General features: G+C 58.0%; 23 protein-coding genes. 9 read left to right on the plus strand and 14 right to left on the minus strand.

Translation table 11 applies throughout. The features are described from left to right. Positions 1-20 precede the first annotated feature (20 nt). Both trhO and MDHKLMBL_RS09340 read right to left on the minus strand, forming a co-directional pair. On the minus strand, positions 21-1040 hold the full coding sequence (gene trhO / locus MDHKLMBL_RS09335) for an oxygen-dependent tRNA uridine(34) hydroxylase TrhO (protein ID WP_104270688.1): 1020 nt from the start codon (positions 1038-1040) through the stop codon (positions 21-23). A gap of 135 nt (positions 1041-1175) precedes the next feature. After that, positions 1176-1907, minus strand: a complete 732-nt coding sequence (locus tag MDHKLMBL_RS09340) for a DsbA family protein (RefSeq protein WP_053112916.1) — start codon at positions 1905-1907, stop codon at positions 1176-1178. Between the two features lie 126 nt (positions 1908-2033). On the opposite strand from MDHKLMBL_RS09340, the gene MDHKLMBL_RS09345 reads away from it, so the two are divergent. Next, positions 2034-3008, plus strand: a complete 975-nt coding sequence (locus MDHKLMBL_RS09345; protein WP_104270689.1) for an NAD(P)H-dependent flavin oxidoreductase — start codon at positions 2034-2036, stop codon at positions 3006-3008. Here the strand turns inward: MDHKLMBL_RS09345 and MDHKLMBL_RS09350 are convergent. From MDHKLMBL_RS09350 to MDHKLMBL_RS09365, 4 genes are all read right to left on the minus strand, one after another. After that, on the minus strand, positions 3005-4945 hold the full coding sequence (locus MDHKLMBL_RS09350; protein WP_104270690.1) for a methyl-accepting chemotaxis protein: 1941 nt from the start codon (positions 4943-4945) through the stop codon (positions 3005-3007). The two genes, MDHKLMBL_RS09345 and MDHKLMBL_RS09350, sit on opposite strands and share 4 nt — an antisense overlap. Before the next feature lie 127 nt (positions 4946-5072). Next, positions 5073-6596: a DUF5666 domain-containing protein gene (locus MDHKLMBL_RS09355; RefSeq protein WP_104270691.1), complete on the minus strand. Its 1524-nt coding sequence runs from the start codon at positions 6594-6596 to the stop codon at positions 5073-5075. A 40-nt stretch (positions 6597-6636) separates the two neighbouring features. Further along, positions 6637-7524, minus strand: coding sequence for a DUF6502 family protein (locus MDHKLMBL_RS09360; RefSeq protein WP_104270692.1), 888 nt, complete (start codon positions 7522-7524; stop codon positions 6637-6639). 82 nt (positions 7525-7606) lie between these two features. Continuing rightward, the gene (locus MDHKLMBL_RS09365) at positions 7607-9067 is read right to left on the minus strand and encodes a DUF5666 domain-containing protein (protein ID WP_104270693.1); all 1461 of its coding nucleotides are present in this window, start codon (positions 9065-9067) and stop codon (positions 7607-7609) included. 205 nt (positions 9068-9272) lie between these two features. Here MDHKLMBL_RS09365 and MDHKLMBL_RS09370 point away from each other — a divergent pair, with 205 nt between their 5' ends. After that, positions 9273-9446 (plus strand): DUF6435 family protein, encoded by a 174-nt coding sequence (locus tag MDHKLMBL_RS09370; RefSeq protein WP_104270694.1) that lies wholly within the window; start codon positions 9273-9275, stop codon positions 9444-9446. A gap of 13 nt (positions 9447-9459) precedes the next feature. Here the strand turns inward: MDHKLMBL_RS09370 and MDHKLMBL_RS09375 are convergent, their stop codons facing one another. The 6 genes from MDHKLMBL_RS09375 to tkt form a co-directional block, all read right to left on the minus strand. Next, complete coding sequence (locus MDHKLMBL_RS09375; protein ID WP_053112922.1) at positions 9460-9804, minus strand: chaperone modulator CbpM; 345 nt, start codon at positions 9802-9804, stop codon at positions 9460-9462. A gap of 13 nt (positions 9805-9817) precedes the next feature. Continuing rightward, on the minus strand, positions 9818-10789 hold the full coding sequence (locus MDHKLMBL_RS09380) for a DnaJ C-terminal domain-containing protein (RefSeq protein WP_104270695.1): 972 nt from the start codon (positions 10787-10789) through the stop codon (positions 9818-9820). A 154-nt stretch (positions 10790-10943) separates the two neighbouring features. After that, on the minus strand, positions 10944-12008 hold the full coding sequence (gene fba, locus MDHKLMBL_RS09385) for a class II fructose-bisphosphate aldolase (RefSeq protein ID WP_048496096.1): 1065 nt from the start codon (positions 12006-12008) through the stop codon (positions 10944-10946). Positions 12009-12062: 54 nt separating this feature from the next. After that, positions 12063-13223, minus strand: a complete 1161-nt coding sequence (locus MDHKLMBL_RS09390; protein WP_008175289.1) for a phosphoglycerate kinase — start codon at positions 13221-13223, stop codon at positions 12063-12065. 29 nt (positions 13224-13252) lie between these two features. After that, a complete protein-coding gene (gene gap, locus MDHKLMBL_RS09395; RefSeq protein WP_008175297.1) occupies positions 13253-14284 on the minus strand; it encodes a type I glyceraldehyde-3-phosphate dehydrogenase in 1032 nt (343 codons plus the stop codon). Next, positions 14284-16284, minus strand: a complete 2001-nt coding sequence (gene tkt, locus MDHKLMBL_RS09400; RefSeq protein WP_053112925.1) for a transketolase — start codon at positions 16282-16284, stop codon at positions 14284-14286. The genes gap and tkt overlap by 1 nt, the downstream gene beginning before the upstream one ends. Positions 16285-16519: 235 nt before the next feature. On the opposite strand from tkt, the gene MDHKLMBL_RS09405 reads away from it, so the two are divergent. From MDHKLMBL_RS09405 to MDHKLMBL_RS09435, 7 genes are all read left to right on the plus strand, one after another. Continuing rightward, a complete protein-coding gene (locus MDHKLMBL_RS09405; protein ID WP_039882088.1) occupies positions 16520-17521 on the plus strand; it encodes an ArsR/SmtB family transcription factor in 1002 nt (333 codons plus the stop codon). 149 nt (positions 17522-17670) lie between these two features. Beyond that, positions 17671-18861, plus strand: a complete 1191-nt coding sequence (gene metK / locus MDHKLMBL_RS09410; protein ID WP_053112926.1) for a methionine adenosyltransferase — start codon at positions 17671-17673, stop codon at positions 18859-18861. A gap of 68 nt (positions 18862-18929) precedes the next feature. Beyond that, positions 18930-20324 carry an adenosylhomocysteinase gene (gene ahcY, locus MDHKLMBL_RS09415; protein ID WP_008175303.1) on the plus strand — a complete coding sequence of 465 codons (1395 nt, stop codon included), beginning with the start codon at positions 18930-18932 and terminating at the stop codon, positions 20322-20324. Positions 20325-20336: 12 nt separating this feature from the next. Further along, positions 20337-21206, plus strand: coding sequence for a methylenetetrahydrofolate reductase [NAD(P)H] (metF, locus tag MDHKLMBL_RS09420; RefSeq protein ID WP_053112927.1), 870 nt, complete (start codon positions 20337-20339; stop codon positions 21204-21206). Between the two features lie 364 nt (positions 21207-21570). Further along, the gene (locus MDHKLMBL_RS09425) at positions 21571-22329 is read left to right on the plus strand and encodes a transporter substrate-binding domain-containing protein (protein WP_053112929.1); all 759 of its coding nucleotides are present in this window, start codon (positions 21571-21573) and stop codon (positions 22327-22329) included. Between the two features lie 91 nt (positions 22330-22420). Continuing rightward, the gene (locus tag MDHKLMBL_RS09430) at positions 22421-23092 is read left to right on the plus strand and encodes an amino acid ABC transporter permease (protein ID WP_053112930.1); all 672 of its coding nucleotides are present in this window, start codon (positions 22421-22423) and stop codon (positions 23090-23092) included. Positions 23093-23105: 13 nt separating this feature from the next. Further along, a complete protein-coding gene (locus MDHKLMBL_RS09435) occupies positions 23106-23852 on the plus strand; it encodes an amino acid ABC transporter ATP-binding protein (RefSeq protein WP_053112931.1) in 747 nt (248 codons plus the stop codon). Positions 23853-24093: 241 nt separating this feature from the next. Here MDHKLMBL_RS09435 and MDHKLMBL_RS09440 read toward each other — a convergent pair whose 3' ends face one another. Beyond that, entirely contained in the window at positions 24094-24948 is an 855-nt protein-coding gene (locus tag MDHKLMBL_RS09440; RefSeq protein WP_075267582.1) for a DUF3037 domain-containing protein, read from the minus strand. After that, entirely contained in the window at positions 24945-25757 is an 813-nt protein-coding gene (locus MDHKLMBL_RS09445; protein ID WP_227507821.1) for a HipA family kinase, read from the minus strand. The genes MDHKLMBL_RS09440 and MDHKLMBL_RS09445 overlap by 4 nt, the downstream gene beginning before the upstream one ends. Positions 25758-25821: the final 64 nt, after the last annotated feature.

Raw genomic sequence — 25821 nt, forward strand, 5'->3', positions numbered from 1 at the left:
AAGTCTCCTTTGGGGGTTGGTCAGGCGCCCTCGGTGCTCCTCGCCCTCTCGCCATCGAGGCTTTTCCGGGCCTGACGTTCTCTTTCAGCCTTTTTCCGGGCCTTGCGCTCGGCAATGATGCGCGCGGCTTCACCACCAACGTGGGCTTCGCCGCGCTCTTCCGCCAGACGCATCTGACGTTCACGCTCGGCAAACCGGGCTTTCTGCTCTTCAGTCAGCGAATCGATGCACTGATGGCAGCTCACGCCCTGCTCGTACTCGGGGCGCTGTTTGTCTTCCTCGGTGATTGGCCTCCGGCAGGCATGGCACTGGTCGTAATCGCCGCGCTCCAGCCGGTGGTTGACCGTTACCCGGTCATCAAACACGAAGCACTCTCCGTGCCACAGGCTCTGATCTTCCGGGACCTCCTCCAGGTATTTCAGGATGCCGCCCTTCAGGTGATAGACCTCCTCGAAACCCTGCTCCTTGAGATACGCGGTGGATTTCTCGCAACGGATACCGCCGGTACAGAACATCGCCACCTTCTTGTGCTTCGAAGGATCCAGGTTCTGTTTCACGTATTCCGGGAACTCCCGGAAGGTATCAGTGGCCGGATTGACGGCATTTTCAAAGGTGCCGATTTCCACTTCGTACTGGTTGCGGGTATCCACCAGCACCACATCCGGATCGGAAATCAGTTTGTTCCATTCTTTCGGATCCACATACGTGCCGACAATCCGCTTCGGATCAATACCGTCCACACCCATGGTGACAATCTCTTTCTTGAACTTCACTTTGGTGCGTTTGAACGGCTGGATGTCCACAAAGGACTCTTTGTAATCAATGCCGTCGAACCGCTCGTCGCTGGCGATCCAGTCTTTCACGGCATCAATGCCTTCGCGGCTGCCGGCAATGGTGCCGTTGATGCCCTCGCGCGCCAGCAGCAAAGTGCCGTGCACGTCTTTCTCGAGCATCAGGTCCAGCAGCGGCTGGCGGAGGGATTTATAATCATTCAGGACTGCGAACTTGTACAGTGCGCAGACAACAACGTTGTTGCTCATCATGTTCTCCTGCGGGCCGGACCGTAAATCCGGAGCATGGTTTCGGGGTTCATCTGAGGCGGGAGCCTGAGAGGGCGCAAATTTTAACCAACTCAGGCTCACGATCAAGTGCGGGGTTACCCGGGGCTCAACAGGTCACTCCGCCCCGTTGGCCAGTTCACGTTCAACTACGGCAGAGAGCTGCCCCCAGCCGGGACGGGTCAGGCGGATGTTATCCACCAGAACCGTCGGTGTGCTGGTTACCCGAAGCTGCATGGCCACCTGGCGGCTCTGCTCGACAGCTTCCCGGTGCAATTCGGTGGTCATACACCGGCGGAAGCGCCGTTCTTCAAGGCCCAGATCACCGGCGTAGCGGGTAAAGGTGGCAACCGGATCGTTCGAGCCGCTCCACTCGGTCTGGGAATCGTACAGGCGTTCGTGCATGGCCCAGTAGGCGTCCTGGTCTCCGGCACAGCGTGCTGCCTGGGCGGCTGGCATGGCGTTCTGATGCTGCTGTAATGGCAGATCAAAGTAGACAAAGCGAACCTTGCCCTCAGCCACATACTCTTCCTTCAACTGCTTGCTGGCAGAGGCAAAGTTGCCGCAGGCGGGGCACTGGTAGTCGGCAAACTCACGCACCACGACCGGTGCGTCGTCGGGACCCACGGAGACACCGAACTGGTCCAACTGGGCGGGGAAGTCCTCGGCATTCGGAGCGGCCACAGGCAGCCCGTCAGACGTGGGTTTTGGTGGAGCGGTCAGGAAAAATACGCCAAGAAGCACTGCCGCAAGCGCAAGCAGTCCGATACCCGCATACAAAAGCTTGTTTGATTTTCCTTTTTGGGGCGGCGGCGCACCGGTTTCCTTGCGACGTTTTGCTTCACCCATGGAGGGACTCCTTATTGTGTTTCTGGTTTCCGGAATTAATTAGCTCGCGACCGTTTTCAGATCGGGCGTGGCACGCTAAGATCCTTTATATCCTACAAAAGTTCCAACAAAAATTAAGGAATCCTCATGCCATTGCCCGCTTCCCTGACAGACTCTCTCTCACTGCCCCTGGTGGCCGCACCCATGTTTCTGATCTCTGGGCCCGAACTGGCGCTGGCCTGCTGCAAGCAGGGCATCGTTGGCAGTTTCCCGGCTTTGAACCAACGCACCAGCGAGGGCTTTGAGGAATGGCTGATCCAGATGAACGAAGAGCTGGCCGCTTACCGAAGCGCCAATCCGGAAGCAAAAACGGCGCCCTACGCCGTGAACCTGATCGTGCACCGGACCAATCCGCGCTGGCAGGCAGACCTGGAACTGTGTGTTAAACACAAGGTGCCCATTATCATCACCTCCTTGGGCGCCGCCAGCCAGGTGGTGGAGGCGGTGCACAGCTACGGCGGGGTGGTGTTCCATGACGTGACCAACCAGAAGCATGCCCGCAAGGCGGCCGAAGCCGGTGTGGACGGCATTATTGCCGTGGCAGCGGGTGCCGGTGGCCATGCGGGCACGATCAACCCGTTCGTTCTGGTGCATGAAATCCGGGAAGTCTTTGACGGCACGATTTTGCTGGCCGGGGGGCTATCCCATGGTGAGGATCTGCTGGCGGCCCAGGCCCTCGGTGCGGACCTGGCCTACCTGGGTACCCGTTTTATAAACACGTTCGAGTCCCAGGCCGATGAGGCCTACCGGAACATGATAATTGAAGCGGTGTCTGGCGACATTATCCATACACCGGCGGTATCCGGTGTACCCGCCAGCTTTATGCGCCAGAGTCTGGAAGCGGCCGGCTTCCCCATGGACAAACTGAACCAGGCCGGCGAGATCAACTACGGGGAAAAGCTGAAGCCCATTGATGATGAAGCCAAGGCCTGGAAAACCGTGTGGTCGGCCGGCCAGGGCGTCAGCCAGATTCACGACGTGCTCACCGTCCCGGACCTGGTGAGCCGTCTGACCGAGGAGTACAGAAACGCCCGGGAGCGCCTGTTATCGACAGGTTCCTAAACCTGGAACTGTGAGGCTTTATCCTTCAACGAGGTCAGTGTCCGGGCAATCTGGCCGCTGGCCTCGTCGGAGCGCTCAATGGCTTCTACCGTCTGGCGGGATGAGCCTGCAATATCGCTCACGCTCACACTGACTTCACTGGCATGCCGGCCCTGCTCTTCCGCCACGGATGAAATAGCCATGGCCCGATCCTGAAGGCTGCTGAGCAACTGGTTGATCCGGTCGAAATGCTCGTCAGCCCGACGGAACTCCGACGACGACTCTGCAACCTGCCCTGACACCTCGCCAATGGCGCTGACAGCCTGCCGGCTGCCCTGCTGCAGACGTTCAATGATGGACTGGATTTCGGTGGTGGATTCCTGGGTCCGGCTCGCCAGAGTGCGGACTTCATCGGCCACCACGGCAAAGCCCCGGCCGGATTCTCCGGCGCGAGCGGCCTCGATGGCGGCGTTGAGAGCCAGCAGGTTGGTCTGCTCTGCGATGGCGCCGATCACTGACAGCACCGATCCGATTTCCTTGCTCTGGTGATCCAGCTGATTGACCGCTTCCACCGCCTGTTCAACATTACGGACTACCTGATCCAACCGGTTCCGCACTTCCCGGGAAATCCCCGCGGTGGCCTCACTCTCGGAACTGACGTTGCTGACCGAGCCTGCGATATCCTGAATGTTTTCAGCCACCTCGGAAATACTACGGGACATGGCATCCATGGTGCCAGACACCTCCGCCACTTCCTGTTCCTGACGGTTCACGGCCGCCACCGCACTGCGGCTGATGTCACCCTGAGCCTGCGCCTGGCCGGCGGCCGATTCGGCAGACTCCTTCACGTCGGAGACCAGCTCCTGGATACGGGCAATGAACCGGTTCACGCCCTCGGCCATCTCCGTAAGCTCATCCTTGCCTTTCATGGAAACCCGGCGGGTAAGATCGGCCTCGCCATCGGCGATACCCCAGATCGCCGAGCTCAAACGGAAAACTCTGGGCAGCAAGCCTCCGCCGAGCACCAGTGCCACCAGCAGGATCAGAACCACCACGGAACCGATTGCCAACATGCTCAAATTGGCGGAGAGGCTCGAGGCTTCGGTATTCAACGCCTCCACAGTGTTCTGGATTCTGGAGCGAGTGTCAGCGTCCATACTCGCCAACTGTTGCTGAAGGCGCTGGTTAACCTGCTCGGTTTCTGATTCGAGGGTGTCATGCAGCGCGTCGATGCTGCCGGTGATGGTAGCGCTGAATTCCTGCTCCAGGGCCGCCAGGTCCTGATTGATGCCTTCGAGCGACAGTCCCAGCTTCAGCTGACCAATGGCGGAACCCTGGGGAGCGATATCGGCCGTAATGATGACCACGTTGGGGTCGCGACTTGCCGCATCCAGGACCCGATTTGCCGCACCACGACCTTCCCCCTGCTCCATTAAGGTGCGTACCCGGTCATCGGTGCGGTCCACATAACGGGTCAGGCGTTCACCGTACTGGTCGTAATACACGGCAAACAGAACGGATTCACGGGCGTCGGCCAGCTCGACAAGATCGGTGAGGCGCGGGACATCCCGATCCCAGATCAGCGGGGCCGCAACAGCGGCGAGGACATCAGCCAGACCCTGAGCTTCCGCCATGACAGCGGTGCGAACGTTGCCGGCAACGCGTTCCTGCTGCGCCGTCTGCTGGCGGGTGAGTTCGGCGGAGAGTTCCTCGGTGGTCTTCTGCCGCATGGTCTCCAGGCGGGATCGGACATCCTCACGGGTATCACCGAAGGAGGCACTGACCTGCTGGCTACTGGCCTCAAGGGCGGACCCTGCGGTGTCTACCAGGCGCTCTACCTGGCTGGAAATCAGCCACTGGCTGACCAGGACCTGAACCAGACCGGCAACGACCAGAACAACAAAAACCGGTCGGAGAAGGCGGCTAGAAATCAGCCGCCGGATAAAACTGAGTGACATACGGACTCCGCTAGCATGTGTGCTTCATGCATCCTGCACAGTCGGCAACAGCGTCCCTGCTTGGCGTGTCCGTATGTATAGCAAAACCCGGGCCTGAATAGCGCGCTTTTATGTACGGGTTTTGTAGTTAATCGTCATCGCTTTCTTCGAGTTCGATTTCATCGGCCGTATATCCGGAGGCCGTTTTGCGATATTCCACTTCGAGAATGATCGGCGCATCACTCCCGAAGAACGCATCAACGATGTCGCCCCTCAACACATTGTCATAATCGGCACTTGTGTCGTTTATCTGCACCCCGAAGAGCGTGATGGTTCCGGGGATCGCGGAGATGCCACGAAGCTGGCCCTCAAGCTCAAACTTGTCACGATCTCCGAAGTCAGCCTCCTCGCTATCAACTTCTACCCTCAACGCATCGATGAAGATGTCTGCTCCCAGCTCCTTTTCGATGCCTTCAACCTCAACTGCGGTATTGCCCACAGGAAGCATCTGGAGTGTGATGTCAGAACCGTCCTCAACGGTGAACGTTGTGGTTGGACCTACCCGGACCTCAACGCCCCCGATGAAGAACGCACTATCGGTCGTTAACGAAACCACGCCCCTGATTTTTGCGTCGCCGTCCCGCAGTTCAATTTCCTCAGCTTCAACAACCGTATCCGAGACGAATTGCCCCTCCACCTGAATCAGGAGGCCTTCGGTAAGCTCGTCGAGAGTAATGCTGTCATCCAGTTCGGTTGCATCTGTCACCCGAACGGTCAGGCCTCCCATGGTGAACTCGCCGGGAAGTGTGCCAGCACCGGAAGGCGCGTAAGACGCATCGATGATTGCAGTAAACTCGATATCGTCGGCACTGCTGCGACTGAAGCGTCGGGCGTCGTCCCGGTCAATGGTGGCGGCAGTCAACACACTTCCTGACAGGGTTCCTTCTACCTCCAGGACAGCGCCGTTGATCAGGTTCGCCTCGGTCAGGTCTGATCCGAAACTGACGCTGTTCTCATCATATTCAACGGTGATCGTGCCAATCGTGAATTGATTCTGGGATATATCCACCGCTGACAATGTGCCTTCCAACTCGATACTAGTCAGATCCGGATTGATGACCTCAATGTAGCCGGCCCGATAGGAGCCATCGGCCTGACGCCAGGCGCTGACACGGACATGATCTGTGATAGAGGGTTCGCCAAGCAGTGTGGCGTAAGTTGTGCCGCGAACCACCGTCTGGCGATCAACCCGCACGGATTGCCCCATCACTGAAAGGGTCACGAATTCACCGGCACCACTTGGATCGGCGGTCACCAGGTCTACCGGACCCCGCAACGTATCGTCGTAACTGAGCTTCTCGGCCGTGCCTTTGCCATCATCAAACCACTCGCCTTCAACCCTGAGAATCATTCCTTCGCTCAGAAGGCCTTCGGCAGTGATGCCGTCATTGCTTTCCACTTCCCGATTCGGAATGTCATCGGTGCTGAATTCAACGCCATTAACAAAAACACTTCCGAATCCGGAAACCGGACCAACGCTGGACCCGGTGCCCCGGATACCACCATCGGCAACATCAAGGCCTCCGCCAGCGCCACCGCAGGCGGAGATCGCCCCGAAGACCACTGTTCCGGCTGCCAGCCCAATAACACGATTGCAGAAGTGCCGTTTCATAACTTTTATCTCCGTAGCCGGCGTTCCTGGCCGGCATCTGTCATATCGCTTCTTTAAAGCGCCTGCGGAAACTTTTTTCTTCCCCACCCCGGCCGCCGTTTCCTGCGGGCTCTTCGAAGAAGAAGATGCTCACGCCGGTTCGGACGGGCTCACCGGATACACTTTCAGTCTCTTGACCGGATATATCCCGATCATGGGGACCAAGCCACTTGTCCAGTTCTTCCAGAAGAGACTGGGACCGTTCGGCTGCGTGCCTGCGCCAGCGCTCCATCACTTCCGGAGGGATATTGTTGTAGGTCAGGGTTCGCTGGAACAGCGGTGGCTGCCCGGACTCGTCACTGACCAGATTGTGATCAATGGTTGCGATGAGGTCCGATACGTCCTCACCGAAAATCTGCAGCATTTCCTCGCTGTCTCCGGCCGGGACAAAGGCCCTTTGCTGCAGGACCAGGCGGCCCGATTCCCCCTCCACGGAAACCACCCCCACCCGAAGCAGTTCATCCAGCACGGAACGGGGCGGCATGTCGCCGCTGTAGCGTTTGACCAGCTCGCTGAAGCTTGCAGGCCCGTCGAAAGCCAGCATTGCAGGCTCTCCGTCCTTGGCCTGAAACTCCGCATCGTGGACCCAGCCCGATACCACCCGAGACGCCCGGTTGGTATGAAGCACGTCGCGGCTCCCAGCATCCTCCCCTGCCAGGATCTCCCGCTGGCGTTTGACTTCCTTTCGGGTCAGCCCGGTCATGACTGCAGCCCGTGAGTCCGTGGGCTTTCGCCGGTCGTCGGTGAAGTCCTCCAGGGCGGCTTCCACGTAGGCACGTTTAACCAGCTCGGAGAACTCACCGAAAGGAATACCATTGCGCAACAGCAACCTCGCCAGAGGGCGCAGAATGCGAAACAGCGCTTGATGCAGGGGGTTGGGTTTTTTCATGTTTGGGATTGTATTCCCATAGCGACTTCGAAAGCCAGAATGCGGGCCGACAACACCCCGGCCCGCTCCGGCGGTTTACTGATCAATCATCGCTGTCACTGTCGTCATTGCTGTCGTCGACCTCGACGTTCTCGGTCAGCTCATACAGGCCACCACTGGTCTGGCGGTACCCGATTTCCACTTCATCACCAACCTGTGCGCCGGACAGGCTGTAGCCATTGCGAAGCACCTCAAGATTCATGATGGTGATGGAATCGGTTCCGATGGCACTCACCCGTGCCTCGAGCTCAAAGTCATCATCGTCGTCGTCATCCTCGCGTTCAATGCTGATGGCCTCGAGGAATCCGCCGTCACTGCTCTGCTGGCGACCTTCAATTTCGAGATAGTCTCCCACCTGCAGGCTCTGGATATCCTGAACGCGACTGCGACGGTCATCTCCGTCATCGTCGTCGTCATCAATCAGGGTATTGCCGGTCAGCTGGACCCGGACGCCACTGACGACCATGGTTTCATTGGTCAGATCAAGAGACTCGATGCGACCATCCAGCTCGGCATCGGAATCCCGGCCTTCGATCTCTTCAGCCACCAGGACGCCATTGCGGAAATCCCCTTCCACTTTCACAAACAGGCCATCGGCAAGGTTGCTTTCGCGAAGATCGTCGAACTCGGTGCCACCATCAATCTGGACGCGCACCCCATTCACCGAGAACTGGCCACTGGCGGCGTCATAGTCATAAATGCTTCCGGAGATTTCGACATCGTCATCATCGTCGAAGAGGTCGTCCTCATCATCGATCTCCTCGGCCATGATGGTGTTGCCGTCCAGGTAGCCTTCCACTTCCACCACGATTCCGTTTGCCAGATCATCCAGGGAGAAGCCGTCATCGCCGACAGCGCTGGTGTAATCAACCAGGAAACCGTTGATGGTGAAGGTCTGGGCGCTTGTGTCCAGATCGGCAACAACGCCTTCAATTTCTACTTCGTTGTTGTCATCGAATTCCAGGCCAATGGCCCGGGCACCCACAAAGCTTGCCCGGAAGCTGCCATCCTCAAGGCGCCAGGCGCTGACCCTTACACGATAGCCCTGGGGATTGTCGGCAAGAGCCGCTGGTGTTGCGCCGCGGAAGACGGTTTTGCCATCCAGGGCAATGCTCTGGCCAAGCATGGTCAGAGTGCCGGTGCGGGTAACCTCATCCCAACTCATGCCGGAAATCGGCCCGCGCAGGGTATCGTCATAACTGACTTTGTCCGCCCGCCCCTGACCACTGTCATCCCAATCGCCCTCAACTTTGAGGATCATGCCCTTTTCGAGCTGATCCTCGCGTTCCAGGCCATCGTCGCTGCTAACGCTGCCGTTGGTCTCAAATCGGGTACCGTTCACGTAAACACTGCCGAAACCGGATACCGCCCCGACACTGGTCCCCGATGAAGCATCACTTGTTGAGGCGTCTCCAGAGCCACCGCCTCCGCAAGCGGCGAGCGCGCCAGCAAGAGCGCCGGTCATGGCCAGTTTCACTGCAATTGCTAAAGGTTTGCGATTCATCGTTCTTCTCCAGGCTTGTTGTTGCGTCCCCGGGCGACCGCGTTTAAACACCCGATCTTAAATTGGGATATTTTTCCCAATCTTGTATTTGGGAATTTAATCCCATTTTTTGCGCCTGTCCAGTTTTTGATCATGAAAATTTTGTGAACTTTATGGAGCGGGAAACGTAAATCTTTGAACAGTCAGCCAAAACAGGTTCATTACTATGCTGGGATTTTTGAAAGGCGATCCGAGGAAAAAACTGCAGAAGGAATACGAGGCGAAGCTCGCCAAAGCACTGGATGCCCAGCGCAACGGCGATCTGAGAACCCATGGAACCCTCATGGAGGAGGCAGAAAAGATCTACGCCGAGATCCAGGCGCTGGACGAAAAGAAATAAGCGGGGGGAGCGTTTACTCCCCCATCAATTGCCGGATGCGGTGATTGAGACGGGCCACTTCCCGACGCATTTCCTCCACCTCATCGAGCAGTTCCAGAGACATGGCCAGGCCGGGCAGATTCATTTTCAGGTCCCTCTGTAATCTCTGCGCTTTGCGCAATCGGCTCAGGGCAGCGACATCGAACTCCCATTGCCGTGCCTCCGGGTAATCTTCCAGCGGGGCAATGATCCCGTAGTCCACCAGTTTTATGACAAACTCGGCATGGCACTCGCCACGCTCGCATATTTCACGCAGGGTGAAGGTGCTGCCATCCTGGTCGACCACCTCTACCGTCAAAATATGATCCTGCTTGCTCATACCTTACTCCCGCTTACACGTGAAGCTTGCTGCGTGGATTGAAGTTTTTCTCTGCCTCGGCCAGTTGCTCGTAGAGCTTCTCGGCCTCGGCGCTGTGTTTCTCGGGCATGGTGATCTGCAGAATGACAATCTGATCACCCGGATGCTTGCCCGGGAACCCCTTGCCCTTGAGCCGCAGCTTCCGGCCACTGGTGGAGCCCTTCGGCACTTTCACATTTACCTTTGAGCCTACGGTTGGCACGGTCACCGTTGCCCCCAGAGCCGCTTCCCACGGCGCTATCGGCACAGTAACCATGACATCCCGGCCCTCCACGGAAAAATGTGGATGCGGCGCAAACTCGACTTCAATGAACAGATCGCCCGGCTCAGCACCGCCCACACCCGGCGAACCCTGGCCTTTGAGGCGGATGTGCTGGCCTTCGCGCATGCCGGCGGGGATCTTCACTTTCAGGGTCTTTTGCCGGGGAATCACCCGGCCATGTTCATCGGCCTCGTGGACCGCGAAAGACACCTGTTTTTCACAGCCGTGAAACGCTTCTTCCAGGAACAGCGCAATCCTGGCGTGCACGTCCTCACCGCGCATTTTCATATTCTGGCGGAAACCGCCACCACCAAAGCCACCGGAAAAACCGCCCCGGCGTCCACCACCGAAGATCTCCTCGAAGAAGTCACTGAACTGGCGCGCATCGGCCTCGGTATAACCACCGCCACCGAAGCCGGACCCACTTTGCCAGCCCGGAGGTGGCTCGAAAGAACCATCCGCCCTGGCGCCGTATTTACGCAGCTGGTCGTACTCCGCGCGCTTCTCGGGATCTTTCAGTACTTCGTAGGCTTCACCCACTTCCTTGAATTTGGTGTCGGCGTCCTCTTCCTTACTGACATCCGGATGGTATTTCCGTGCCAGCTTTCGGTAGGCTTTTTTTATCTCCTCGGCGGAGGCAGACTCACTCACACCGAGCACGGCGTAATAGTCTTTGAAGTCCATCAGGATCCTCACCACTGGTTATTCTGCTGGGCGTACGCCCGCTTACTAACCACTATATTTGATGAGATTGGGGAAATTACAAGGGGAAGGTCGTTCGTACTTGAGGTGGGTCAGGCATTTGGGGCGGAGATCCGCCCCAAATGAATAACATAACTTACTTAACTTTCGGATCCAGCTCACCGGAGGCGTAACGCTCGAACATGCGCTCAAGGTTCACCGGCTTGATTTTGCTGGCGTTGCCGGCACAACCGAAGGCTTCGTAGCGTGCGATGCACACTTCGGTCATGGCCTTCATCGTTTCCTTGAGGAATTTGCGCGGGTCGAACTCGGCCGGGTTTTCAGCCAGGAAGCGACGGACCGCGCCGGTGCTGGCCAGGCGCAGGTCGGTGTCGATGTTGACCTTGCGCACGCCGTGCTTGATGCCCTCTACAATTTCTTCGACCGGCACACCATAGGTTTCCGGAATCTCGCCACCGTATTCGTTGATGATCTTCAGCCACTCCTGGGGTACGGAGCTGGAGCCGTGCATAACCAGGTGGGTGTCCGGGATGCGAGCGTGGATGGCTTTGATCTGGTCGATGGCCAGGATGTCGCCTGTGGGCGGACGGGTGAACTTGTAGGCGCCGTGGCTGGTGCCGATGGCAATGGCCAGGGCATCAACGTGGGTTTTCTTGACGAAGTCCGCCGCTTCTTCCGGGTCGGTCAGCATCTGGCTGTGATCCAGGGTACCTTCGGCACCGATGCCGTCTTCTTCACCGGCCTGGCCGGTTTCGAGAGAACCCAGGCAACCCAGCTCGCCTTCTACGGAGACACCGCAGGCGTGGGCCATTTCAACGGTGCGACGGGTAACATCAACGTTGTATTCGTAGTCGGTGGGGGTTTTACCGTCTTCACCGAGGGAGCCGTCCATCATCACGGAGCTGAAGCCCAGCTGGATGGAGCGCTGGCACACGGAGGGGCTGGTGCCGTGGTCCTGGTGCATGACCACCGGGATGTGCGGGAATTCCTCGATGGCCGCCAGGATCAGATGGCGCAGAAATGGCGCACCGGCGTACTTACGGGCACCGGCGGAGGCCTGGACAATCACCGGCGAATCGGTTTTGTCGGCGGCTTCCATGATGGCGCGCATCTGTTCCAGGTTGTTGACGTTAAAGGCTGGCACACCGTAACCATGCTCGGCGGCGTGATCCAGCATTTGCCGCATCGAAATCAGGGCCATGGGTCGTCTCCTTCATTTGGACTTTGGGGATAGTTGGATTCTTTCAGTAACTCGTTACGCGCCGCGTTCTTCCAGCACCGCTACTGCCGGGAGCGTCTTTCCTTCTACGAATTCCAGGAACGCGCCACCACCGGTGGAGATGTACGAGATTTTGTCAGCAACGCCGTACTTGTCAACGGCGGCGACGGTATCACCACCGCCGGCGAGGGAGAAGGCGTCACTTTCGGCGATGGCATTAGCAAGCGCTTTGGTGCCGTTGCCGAACTGGTCGAATTCGAAAACGCCAACCGGGCCGTTCCAGAGGATGGTTTTGGCGTTTTTCAGCAGTTCAGCGAATTCGCCCGCGGTCTCTGGGCCCACATCGAGAATCATGTCGTCGTCGGTGACGTCGGAGATGTTCTTGACGGTTGCGGTGGCGGTTTCGGCGAACTCGCTGGCAACAACCACGTCGACCGGCAGCGGGATTTCAACGCGACTGGCGATGTCTTTGGCGGTGTCGATCAGGTCGTGTTCGCATAGCGATTTGCCGACCGGGTGACCGGCCGCGGCCAGGAAGGTGTTGGCGATGCCGCCGCCCACGATGATGGAGTCACACACTTTCTCAAGGGCGTTGAGCACGTCCAGTTTGGTAGAAACCTTGGAGCCGCCAACGATGGCAACCACCGGTTTGGCCGGGTTGTCCAGGGCTTTGCCAAGGGCTTCAAGCTCGGCCGCCAGCAGCGGGCCGGCGCAGGCCTCTGGGGCGAATCTCGCCACGCCGTGGGTGGAGGCCTGGGCGCGGTGCGCCGTGCCGAAGGCGTCCATGACGTAGACATCGCACAGGGCCGCGTACTTCTTCGCGAGGTCTTCGTTGTCTTTCTTTTCGCCCTTGTTGAAGCGAACGTTCTCGAACAGGACAACTTCGCCATCGGCGACTTCAACGCCGTCCAGATAGTCCTTGATCAGGCGAACTTCCTGGCCCAGCACCTTGGTCAGGTGGTCGGCGACCGGCTTCATGGAGGAGGCTTCGTCGTAAACGCCTTCCTCCGGGCGGCCCAGATGGGACATCAGCATGACTTTGGCGCCCGCGTCTTTAGCCGCCTTGATGGTGGGCAGTGACGCGCGAATGCGGGCGTCACTGGAGACTTTGCCGTCCTTGACCGGCACGTTCAAATCTTCGCGGATCAGCACTCGCTTACCGGCGAGGTTAAGGTCGGTCATTCTCTTGATGGCCATAACGTTCGTCCCTTCAACAAAATTTCAGATTAAGAATGTTTGGTTAACCAGCTTTTGCTGACATCGAGCATCCGGTTCGCGAACCCCCACTCATTATCGAACCAACACAGCACTTTCACCATGGTGCCCCCGGTGACCCGGGTCTGGCCGCCATCCACCACGCCGGAGTGGGCATCGTGGTTGAAGTCGGAGCTGGCCAGCAGTTCGTCGGTATAGCCGAGTATGCTCTTTAACGGGCCGTTGGCGGCCTCTTCTAACAGGTTGTTCACCGCTGCCACGTTGGTGGCTTTGCCCACGTTCACCACCATGTCGATGGCGGAGACATTCATGGTCGGCACCCGCATGGCGACCGAACTGAACTTGCCTTCCATGCTCGGCAGCAACCGCTCAATACCTTTCGCAAGACCGGTTTCCACCGGAACGATGTTGTGCAGGGCGCTGCGGGTTCGTCGCAAATCCTGGTGGTGGTAGGCATCGATAACCGGCTGGTCATTCATGGCCGCGTGAATCGTGGTGGTACTGCCCTGCTGCACGCCAAAGGCGTCGTCCAGCACCTTGATCACAGGCACCAGGCAGTTGGTGGTGCAGGAGGCGGCTGCAACGATCACGTCTTCCGGTGTGAGATCAGCGTGGTTGACCCCGTAGACAACGGTGCGGTCCACATCGGACTCGGCCGGCTGCGAGAAGAGCAGGCGTCTGGCCCCGGAATCGATGTGCTTCTCGGCCGTAGCACGATCCGAGAAGGCGCCGGAACATTCCAGTACCAGATCGACATCAAGCAGGCGCCAGGGCAGCTCTGCCGGGTCAGCGTGACTCAACACGCGGATGGCATCGCCATTGACCATCAGGTCCTGACCCGATACCGAAATGTCACCCTGGAAACGCCCGTGGGTGGAATCGTATCGGGTCAGGTGGGCAATGGTGTCGATATCCGACAACTCGTTGATCGCGACCACCTGAAGGTGATCGCGGAAGCCGTTTTCATAAAGCGCACGCAACACGCACTGGCCGATTCGGCCGTACCCGTTGATGGCGACACGAAAAGGCGCAGAGTCCGTCATCAGGCGTCCAGAAGCTCAGCAGCCACTTCCAGGACATTGTCGACGGTAAAGCCGAATTCCTTGAACAGCTCACCGGCCGGGGCGGACTCACCGAAGGTGGTCATGCCGATGATGCGACCGTCCAGGCCAACGTACTTGTACCAGTAATCGGCAATGCCGGCTTCAATGGCGATGCGGTTGGTGACATCCAGCGGCAGGACCTGCTGCTTGTACTCGGCGCTCTGGGCATCGAACACGTCCGTGGACGGCATGGAAACCACGCGCACGTTCTTGCCCTGATCACGAAGCTGGGCAGCCGCATCCTGCGCCAGGCCGACTTCGGAGCCGGTGGCAATCAGGATCAGGTCCGGCGTGCCTTCGCTGTCTGACAGGATATAGGCGCCCTTGGCTACGTCCGCCAGCTGTTGGGCATCGCGCGGCTGTGCCGGCAGCCCCTGACGGGAGAAGACCATGGCGGTCGGGCCATCGGTGCGCTCAAGAGCTGCTTTCCAGGCCACTGCGGATTCAACAGTATCCGCCGGACGCCACATGCTCATGTTGGGCGTGGTGCGCAGACTGGCCATCTGCTCGATAGGCTGGTGAGTCGGGCCATCTTCACCCAGGCCGATGGAGTCGTGGGTGAACACGAAGATGGAACGCTGCTTCATCAGCGCAGCCATGCGCACGGCGTTGCGGCAATATTCCATGAAGATCAGGAAGGTCGCGCCGTAGGGCACGAAACCGCCGTGCAGGGCGATGCCGTTCATGATCGCAGCCATGCCGAATTCACGGACACCGTAATAGATGTAGTTACCGCTGGCATCTTCCTTGGTCAGACCCTTGGTGTCGGACCAGATAGTCAGGTTGGAACCGGCCAGGTCGGCAGAGCCGCCCATCAGTTCCGGCAGCAGCGGGCCGTAAGCGTTCAGAGTGTTCTGGGACGCCTTGCGGGAAGCCACAGTCTCGGCCTTGTCCTGGCATTCCTGGATGTAAGCCTGGGCCTTCTCGGCAAAGTCGGCGGGCAGGTCGCCAGCCATGCGGCGCTTGAACTCAGCCGCCAGTTCCGGCTCCGCTTTTTCGTAGGCGGCAAACTTCTGTTCCCACTCGGACTGGGCAGCGGCACCTTTTTCACGGGCGTTCCAGGCACTGGCGATGTCGGCCGGAATTTCGAACGGACCGTACTGCCAGCCCAACTGCTCGCGGGTCAGGGTGATTTCGTCGTCACCCAGGGGGGCACCGTGACAGCTTTCCTTGCCCTGTTTGTTCGGGGAACCAAAGCCGATGATGGTCTTGCAGCAGATCAGCGTGGGCTGTTCGGTGTTGGCACGGGCGGCTTCGATCGCGGCGCGAATGGCGTCAGCATCATGGCCGTCGACTGCGGGAATCACCTGCCAGCCGTAAGACTCGAAACGCTGCGGGGTGTTATCAGTAAACCAGCCATCCACTTCGCCATCGATGGAGATGCCGTTGTCGTCATAGAAGAACACAAGCTTGCCGAGGCCGAGGGTGCCTGCCAGGGAGGCAACTTCGTGAGAGATGCCTTCCATCAGGCAGCCGTCGCCGAGGAACGCGTAGGTGTAGTGGTCAACGATCTCGTGGCCCGGACGGTTGAACTGCGCTGCCAGGGACTTCTCGGCAATGGCGAAACCAACGGCGTTGGCAATACCCTGGCCCAGGGGGCCGGTGGTGGTTTCGATACCCGGGGTGTAGCCGTACTCGGGGTGGCCCGGCGTCTTGGAGTGCAACTGACGGAAGTTCTTGATGTCTTCGATGGAAACGTCGTAACCGCTCAGGTGCAGCAGGGAGTACTGCAGCATGGAGCCGTGACCGTTGGACAGCACGAAGCGGTCCCGGTTGGCCCACTGAGGGTTGGCCGGGTTGTGGCTCAGGTAATCGTTCCACAGAACCTCGGCGATATCCGCCATACCCATGGGCGCACCCGGGTGGCCGGACTTGGCTTTCTGAACCGCATCCATGCTCAGCGCGCGAATGGCGTTGGCGAGATCTTTACGAGACGGCATTGACGTTTCTCCAGTGTTTTGCAGGAAAAGAATTCGTAGTGATTAAAGGGCGATCAAAATGAGGCGCGTATTTTCGCCGATTAGTGTGTGCCGGGGCAAATCGGCATGTGCCTGTTTCACGATTGTTTGCCTGTGGATTTCCGAAAGGTCTGATTTCAAAGAACGATAAATCTATATCAAAATTTTTTGATATGCCTATTGATTGACCACCCGAAGCCCCCTACACTTCGTTTCCATGACATCCATGAACACATACGCCGATAACCTGTCCTCCGTGGACGCACTGGCCCCGATCTTCAAAGCGGGCGGGGATCCGTTGCGGCTGGAGATTCTGCGTGTGTTGAGACGGGATACGTTCGGAGTTCTGGAGCTCAGCCAGTTGTTTGATATGCGCCAGTCCGGTATGAGCCACCACCTGAAGGTAATGAACAAGGCTGGTCTGCTTGAGCCCCAGCGTGAAGGCAATGCGATTTTCTATCGCCGCCCGCTGCACCTGGACAGCGACAAGCCAACCGACCAGACCATCCGACAGATATTTGAAGCGGTAGACCGGGTGCCACTGCCACCACATCTGCAGGAGCGCATTGAGGCCATTCGCACTCAGCGCGCAGACCAGTCCCAGGCTTTCTTCGCCCGGCATGCAGAGCAGTTCCGCGAGCAGCAGGAACTGATCGCCGCTTTTGATCTTTACGCAGAGCCGGTCGCGGAAATGATCCGCAAACGGTCCCGCAAACATCAATGGCAGGCCGCACTGGAAATCGGCCCCGGCGAGGGTGCCTTCCTACCGGTTCTGGCAGAGCTTTGTGGGCATGTGGTTGCCCTGGATAACAGCCGGGACATGCTGGCCAAGGCCACCCGCACCTGCATTGACGAACGGCTGAACAACATCGACCTGATAGAAGGTGTTACCGACACCCTGCTGGCCAGGGGCGACGCCTTCGACCTGGTCGTTGCGAATATGGTTCTGCATCACGTGCCCAGCCCCGCTGACATCTTCCTTGATGCCGCGGCGTTGATGAACAACGGCGGCTGCTTCGTAATCAGCGACCTGTGCAGTCACGACCAGGACTGGGCAAAAGCAAACTGCGGTGATCTCTGGCTCGGGTTTGAGCCGGAAGAGCTCACCACCTGGGCCGCGGACGCCGGCCTGGTTGCCGGAGAACAGCTGTTTATCGGCTTGCGGAACGGGTTCCAGATCCAGGTTCGGGAATTCTGGAAACACAGCGGTCAGATTTGACGACCTGGATCGCAATATCAACAAATTTTGATATACGGATACGTAGTTTTACGTATCCTCACACAGACCAACAAACCGGATACCGGAAAGCGCTTTAAGAAAACCGCTTACCGGCCTGAATTTGAATCGCTCACAGAGGAGCATGCGCTATGGCTGACTACAACATCTTCACTTCCGAATCGGTCTCTGAAGGCCATCCGGACAAACTGGCAGACCAGATCTCTGATGCCGTGCTGGATGCCATCCTGACCGACGATCCCCATGCCCGCGTTGCCTGCGAGACCATGGTAAAAACCGGTGTGGCCATCGTTGGCGGTGAGATCACCACCAGCGCCTGGGTGGATCTGGAAGACCTGGTGCGCGGTGTCATCAAGGACATCGGCTACACCTCCTCGAAAGTGGGCTACGACGGCGACACCTGCGGCATCATCAACATTATCGGCAAGCAGTCCGTCGATATTGCCCAGGGCGTCGACCGCCAGAAGCCGGAAGACCAGGGCGCCGGCGACCAGGGCCTGATGTTCGGCTATGCCAGCAACGAAACCGATGTACTGATGCCGGCGCCAATCACCTTCTCTCATCGTCTGGTTCAGCGCCAGGCCGAAGCCCGCAAGAGCGGCCTGCTGCCGTGGCTGCGCCCGGACGCCAAGAGCCAGGTTACCTGCCGCTACGAAAACGGCCGGGTTGCTGGTATCGACGCAGTGGTTCTGTCCACCCAGCACGATGAAGACGTGACCCAGGAAGACCTGAAAGAAGCGGTGATGGAGCTGATCGTCAAGCACGCGCTGCCAGCTGAACTGCTGCACAAGGACACCCAGTTCCACATCAACCCGACCGGCAAGTTCGTGATCGGTGGCCCCGTTGGCGACTGTGGTCTGACGGGCCGCAAGATCATCGTAGACACGTACGGCGGCATGGCACGCCACGGTGGCGGTGCTTTCTCCGGAAAGGATCCGTCCAAGGTTGACCGCTCCGCCGCCTACGCCGGCCGCTACGTTGCCAAGAACATCGTCGCCGCCGGACTGGCTGACAAGTGTGAGATCCAGGTGTCCTACGCCATCGGTGTGGCGCAGCCGACGTCGATCTCCCTGAACACTTTCGGCACCGGCAAGATCAGCGACGACAAGATCATTGAACTGGTGCGCGACAACTTCGACCTGCGGCCCTACGCAATTACCAACATGCTCGATCTGCTGCATCCGATGTATCGGGCAACAGCCGCCTACGGCCACTTCGGTCGCGACCCCTATGAAATGACGGTTGGCGGCAAAACCTTTACCGCCTTCCCGTGGGAGAAGACCGATCGCGCCGCGGCCCTGAAAGATGCGGCTGGTATCTAAACCGATTTCGGGCGTATGTCATCAGGCATACGCCCAAGCCAAACTGATTGAACTGACAGGAGAACACCATGAGCACTCCCGCAGAAAAGCTGAACAGCTTTGACGACTACAAAGTTCGCGATATTTCCCTGGCCGGCTGGGGCCGCAAGGAAATCAACATCGCTGAAGGCGAAATGCCGGCCCTGATGAAGCTCCGCGAGAAATACAAAGCCGAGCAGCCGCTGAAAGGCGCCAATGTGATGGGCTGTATCCACATGACCATCCAGACCGCCGTGTTGATCGAGACGCTGATTGAACTGGGTGCGAACGTGCGCTGGTCTTCGTGCAACATCTTCTCCACCCAGGACCAGGCCGCTGCCGCCATCGCCGCGCAGGGCATTCCCGTGTTTGCCTGGAAGGGCGAAACCGACGAAGAGTACGACTGGTGCCTGGAGCGTACGGTCGGAGCCGATGTAGACGGCTGGGAACCGAACATGATTCTGGACGACGGCGGCGATCTGACCGCCCTGCTCCATGAGAAGTACCCGGAAATCCTGGCTAACTGCCACGGCGTGACCGAAGAAACCACCACCGGTGTGCATCGTCTGCAGGAAATGCTGCGCGAGGGCACTCTGAAGGTGCCGGCCATCAACGTGAACGACGCGGTCACCAAGGCCAAGAACGACAACAAATACGGTTGTCGCCACAGCCTGAATGACGCCATCAAGCGCGCTACCGACCACCTGATGGCAGGCAAGAAAGCCCTGGTGATTGGCTATGGTGATGTAGGCAAGGGCTCTGCTGCTTCCCTGCGCCAGGAAGGCATGATTGTAAAAGTGACCGAGGCCGACCCCATCTGTGCCATGCAAGCCTGCATGGACGGATTCGAAGTTGTGTCTCCGTACATTGACGGCGTGAACACCGGTACCGAGTCTGCCGTGAACCGCGACCTGCTGCAGAACACCGATCTGCTGGTCACCACCACCGGCAACATGAACGTGTGCGACGCGCACATGCTCAAAGCCCTGAAAAGCGGTGCTGTGGTGTGCAACATCGGTCACTTCGACAACGAGATCGATACCGCCTACATGCGCAAGAACTGGGAATGGGACGAGGTGAAGCCGCAGGTGCACGTGGTGTACCGCGACAAGGCCACCAACGACCACCTGATCCTGCTGTCCGAAGGCCGCCTGGTGAATCTGGGCAACGCCACCGGTCACCCGTCACGGATCATGGATGGCTCCTTTGCCAACCAGGTTCTGGCCCAGATGTACCTGTTCGAGCGCAAGTTCGCCGATCTGCCGGAAGATGCCCGCGAGAAAGGCGTATACGTTCAGGTTCTGCCCAAGCACCTGGACGAGGAAGTGGCCCGGGCCATGGTGGAAGGCTTTGGTGGCGTGATCACCAAGATGACTCCGGAGCAGGCGAAATACATCGGTGTACCGGTCGAAGGCCCGTACAAGCCAGAAAGCTACAAGTACTGATCGGGTAAACAGATGCAATCCCAGAAACAGTTCAAGCGTCGTTTCAGCTTTGAGTTTTTCCCGCCCAAGACCGACCAGGGCAAGGAAAAGCTGCAGAACGTGCGCAACCAGCTGGCCGAGGTGAATCCGGACTTTTTCTCCGTCACCTTCGGCGCCGGTGGTTCCACCCGGGACCGCACCATCGAGACCGTGCTCAACCTGCATAGCCAGGGCATTTCCACGGCACCTCATCTTTCCTGCGTCGGGGGCACCCGCCAGGAAATCGGGGAGCTTCTGGATCTGTACCGGGAGCACGGAATCAACCGGATTGTCGCCCTACGGGGCGACATGCCCTCCGGTATGGGTGCCGCCGGTGAGCTGCGCTACGCCAACGAGCTGGTGGAGTTTATCCGTGAGCACAGCGGCGATACGTTTAACCTGGAAGTAGCCGCGTACCCTGAGTTTCATCCTCAGGCCCGCAACGCCGAAGAAGATCTGAAGAACTTTGCCCGCAAGGTTCAGGCCGGTGCCAACAGCGCCATCACCCAGTACTTCTTCAACGCGGACAGCTACTTCTACTTCATCGACCGGCTGGAGAAAATGGGCGTTACCATTCCGGTGGTCCCGGGCATCATGCCCATCGTCAATTTCTCCAACCTGGTTCGTTTCTCGGACATGTGCGGCGCGGAAATTCCTCGCTGGATTCGCAAACAGCTCGAAGCCTACGGCGACGACAGCGATTCCATCCGCAAGTTCGGTGAGGAAGTGGTCACCGAGATGTGCGAGAAGCTGTTGAAGGCCGGCGCGCCGGGATTGCATTTCTATACCCTGAACCAGGTGGAACCCAGTATCAGCATCTGGAAGAACCTGGGCATCAGTGAGCGGGAGAAGATTGCTTTCTGATGTAGTTTGCTGGTGTCGGATTACGGCCCGTTGGGCCTAATCCGACCTACAGTACTCCTGGCAACCGGCAATGATTCTGGGTTGGCTTTGTGTCGGATTACGGCCCTTCGGGCCTAATCCGACCTACGGTTCTTACCAGCCTTCGTAGGTTGGATTAGGTCCGAAGGACCGTAATCCAACACCCGTCCTGAGCCGCCAACCTCCCCGCCAAGCATTTGATTTCCTGTGCACATCTGCGTAATAGTCTAAAGTGTATGTGATGCAGTTCCATCAACGCTCCCCGGAGATCGCAGTCAACAGCAGTGATTGGTCCGGCTTGCCTTACCGGGCAAATGGAGCCTCATAAGAAAGAAAAGGAGAATGTATGAGCACGAAGTGGCTGAAGACCGTAAGCGCCAGTCTGGCACTGACCGTTGCCGCAGGAACCGTCAGCGCAGAAACCCTGCGCGTCGTCACTGACCCCAGTTTCGTTCCGTTTGAAATGATGGACCAGGAGACCGGTGAGATGATCGGTTTCGACATGGAAATCATCCGCGAGGTGGCCGACCGTGCCGGTTTCGAGATTGACCTCAATACCATGGATTTCAACGGCATCATACCGGCCCTGCAAACCGGTAATGTAGACATTGCCATTGCCGGCATCACCATTACCGAAGAGCGTGAAGAGATCGTCGATTTCTCAGACCCGTACTACGATTCGGGTCTCCGTATTCTGGTTCGCGAGAGTAACGGCGATGTCAGCGAATTCGACGACCTCGAAGGCAAGAAAATCGGCACCAAGATCGGCAGCACCAGTTACGATTACCTGGTCAAGAACCTGGAAGCCGATGACGGCGTAACCCCCTACCCGGGCAGCTCCGATATGTACATGGCGCTGATGTCACGCTCCATCGATGCTGTTTTCTACGATGCCCCGAACGTGGGCTACTTTGCCCGCACCAAGGGTGAAGGCAAGGTAAAAACCGTTGGCCCGCTGTATGAAGGCCAGCAATACGGCATCGCCCTGAAAAATGGCAGTGAGTGGGTTGATGACGTTAACGACGCCCTCGCCGCAATGAAGGAAGATGGTACCTACAAAACCATCTACGAGAAGTGGTTTGGCCCAATGCCCGAGGGCATGTAAGGGCTCCCGGACCCCAGTGGTCTGATTCCCTGTGCCGGGGCACCATTGCCCCGGCAATTCGTGACTCCAAAACTCTGCGGAGACTTTCACTGTGGAATTCCAGTTTCAGTTCGACTGGCAGGCAGCCATCGACTCCATCCCTTTTCTGATAAAAGGGATCCCCTACACCCTGCTGATTTCCTTCGGCGGTCTTCTTATCGGTTTTGCTCTGGGCATTGTCTTTGGCCTGCTGAGCATCAACAAGAAGTGGTTCCTGCGGTGGCCGGCAACCGCCTACATCGAAATCTTTCGTGGCACTCCGATCCTGGTCCAGGTCCTGTTCATTTTCTACGGCCTGCCCGACCTTATCGGTGGCCCCATTGATCCCCTGACGGCCGGTATTGCGGCCATCGCCCTGAACTCCGGCGCCTACATTTCCGAGGTGGTTCGCGGTGGCGTACAGTCCATCGACAAGGGCCAGACCGAAGCCGGGCTTTCCCTGGGGCTGTCCCGTAACCAGACATTCTGGTCTGTCGTCTGGCCCCAGGCCTTCCGCCGGATGATTCCGCCGCTGGGTAACCAGGCCATTGTCAGCATCAAGGACACATCTCTATTCTCGGTGATTGGCGTTGGTGAACTGGTCCGTCAGGGTCAGATTTACATCGCCAACACCTTTACCGCATTTGAGGTGTACTTTGTGGTGGCGATCCTCTACCTGGCCATCACCCTGTCCCTGTCCATCATTCTCCGCTTCGTTGAGCGGCGCGGACTGGCTTCTGTCTGAAGGAACGTTACCCATGACTCAGATTGTAAAAATGAAGGGCATGAACAAGTACTTCGGGAAACTGCATGTCCTTAAAGATATTGACCTTACCGTTGAACAGGGCGAAGTGGTGGTTATTATCGGCGCCAGCGGCTCCGGCAAATCCACCCTGATTCGCTGTGTGAACGGCCTTGAAGAATATGAATCCGGAACACTGGAAGTGGACGGCCAGCAGCTCGCGCCCAAGAGCGGCAACCCGAAAGCTCTGGCTGAAATCCGCAAGGAAGTCGGGATGGTATTCCAGCAGTTCAACCTGTTCCCTCACCTCACCGTGAAGAGAAACATCATGCTGGCGCCCAAGAAGGTCAAGGATGCTCCGGAAACCGTTGCCAACGCCACCGCAGAGCGTTTGCTAAACCGGGTAGGCATCGGCAACCAGGCCGACAAGTACCCCAGCCAACTGTCCGGCGGCCAGCAACAGCGGGTCGCGATCGCCCGGGCCCTGGCCATGGAACCGCGCCTGATGCTGTTCGACGAGCCAACCTCAGCCCTGGACCCGGAAATGATCGGTGAAGTGCTGGACGTTATGCGGGAACTGGCCAAGGAAGGCATGACCATGATGGTCGTCACCCACGAGATGGGCTTCGCCCGGGAAGTGGCCGACCGCGTGATCTACATCCACGAGGGCCAGATTGTGGAACAGGGTAAACCGGACGATGTGTTCGACAACCCTCAGAACGAGCGCACCCAGGCGTTTCTTTCGCGGGTGTTGGCGCACTGAGCCAAACCCAGCTTTGAAAGCCTCCGCTTGCGGAGGCTTTTTCCTGAATGCCCGCCGGCGAACTGCAAGTTCCGGAGGAGGGAGAGCAAGTGGAGGAAGTAACCTAGCCTGTCTGCATACTGATCGCCTGCAGTACCGATAATTGCAACCCGCTCGGGGTGCAACCTGTAAGGATTAATTACAAGCTCCTCGGGAGGGCAATCGGCAGGCGCAATCATACCCGCCGACGAGCCCGAGATCGCTAATGGGCGTGCATTCCGGCAAACTCGAGAATCCTGTCTTTTTCAGTGTGCAGAGTTATCTCGATACCGTCGCCCTCCAGGTTGGCAAGGGTTTCCTCGAAAGCCTCTACACGAAGGTCATTAACCTGTCCAGGCTCCGGGCCTTTAACCGGAAATAACACGGGGCCTTTCAGCAGATGCCGCTTGCGGAGCTGATCCACTTTCAGCTTCCACTTGCCACCATGTTCGATAATGGCCGTGGAATCGGTCTGCCCCAGGAACAGGGGCTTGATTACCCGAATGGCCTCGTTGTCCTTTTGCTCAACGAAGGGGAAGGTGACTCCGTATAGCTGATCTTCGATCCGACGCTTGGTAAAACGCTTTGCCAGATCCCGCTGTTCCAGGAGTTGCTTGATGCCCTTCTCGAGAATGGTCTCCTGATATTCCCTGGTGACGAAGTTCCGGCCAACGTAATATTCGTAGAGCTCAGCCAGTGTTTGCTCTGGATTCTCCGCCAGCACTGCCCGCTGCTCGCTGAAACGAACGATGGTTTCACGGGGTCGGATCAGTTCCTGAAACAGACCTTTGTGAAATCCATAATCCCGGTCGTTGTCACCAAACTCGCCGACCTGGTCTTTGAGCATGCCCTGTACTCTGCGCAGCTCAGCATCCAGATTCGCCATGGTTTTGAGGTACAGTCCCCGGTCCAGCTCCTCAAAGAACTGGGTGATACGGGCATGCTTTTTCCGAAGCAGTTTAAAGCCCAGGTAGCGGGTTTTCGGTGCCCACAGCAAAATACCGACGTTGGCGAACTCGCCCGTCTCGATATAAGGCATAAACCGCACGATGGCGTATTGGCACGCTGTCCTGGTCATTTCCGGTTCCAAAAGTTGTCGCTACGAAAACGCTGCAAGTGTGTCAGGAATGAATCCGGATCAAAGTCCAGTTTCATCGTCATCTCAGAGTCTATGTAAAACCACTCCTCGGGAATGGCCTGGATAATGCCGTCCCACTCCCTCAAAGCCTGTTCCAGCCTTTCAGTATAGTGCTGGCGCTCAATCAAGTCATCGAACACATCTGGCACGCTGTCCTTGAAGGCGTGATACCGAAAAAATTGGTCGGCATCGAAATCAGGGTCGAACGCCTGGTTGTGGTCAATGACCACGAGGCGCTGAGTTTCCGCATCCCAGAACAGATTGGCGTTTCCGCCGTTTTTCGTCAATTGACGATCAACGTTCGATATCCACCAATCGAAAACGAGGAGAGAGCCACGCATTTCCGATGGGACATCATGAATCTGGGAGAAAGCCAACTCCGTTATCCTCTGCTCCACGGATCCAAAAGCCGGGCCGCGACCCAACGCAAGCGCATCTTCCGCTGATAATACATCGGTTAACTCGTCGGGAACATCGACAAGTCTGAACGGAGCTACGGGAATTCCCATGGCCAGAGCGAGGTTGCCAGAGATCCATTCGTTAATCTGACTCTGTCTGCCCGCCCCGCTGCCTTTGACGAAATAAATCTCTCCATCGTCGCCCCTGCAGATGAACGGCAGAGTCATGCCGTGTTCCGAGCGGCGCAACACCTCGACGATCTCGACTTCATTGGGAGGCAAACTGGACACAGGTGTGAAATTCCCTTTTTCTCGGTAGTAACCACGGTACATCTTGTTGCTGACGGTCACGGTAGAACGACCCAACCGTATCCCATATTCTCTTCTTGTGGAAGCGCAGATAAACCGGCAAGTT

The organism is Marinobacter flavimaris (genome assembly GCF_002933295.1).
In the GTDB taxonomy this organism is placed as follows: Bacteria; Pseudomonadota; Gammaproteobacteria; order Pseudomonadales; family Oleiphilaceae; genus Marinobacter; species Marinobacter flavimaris.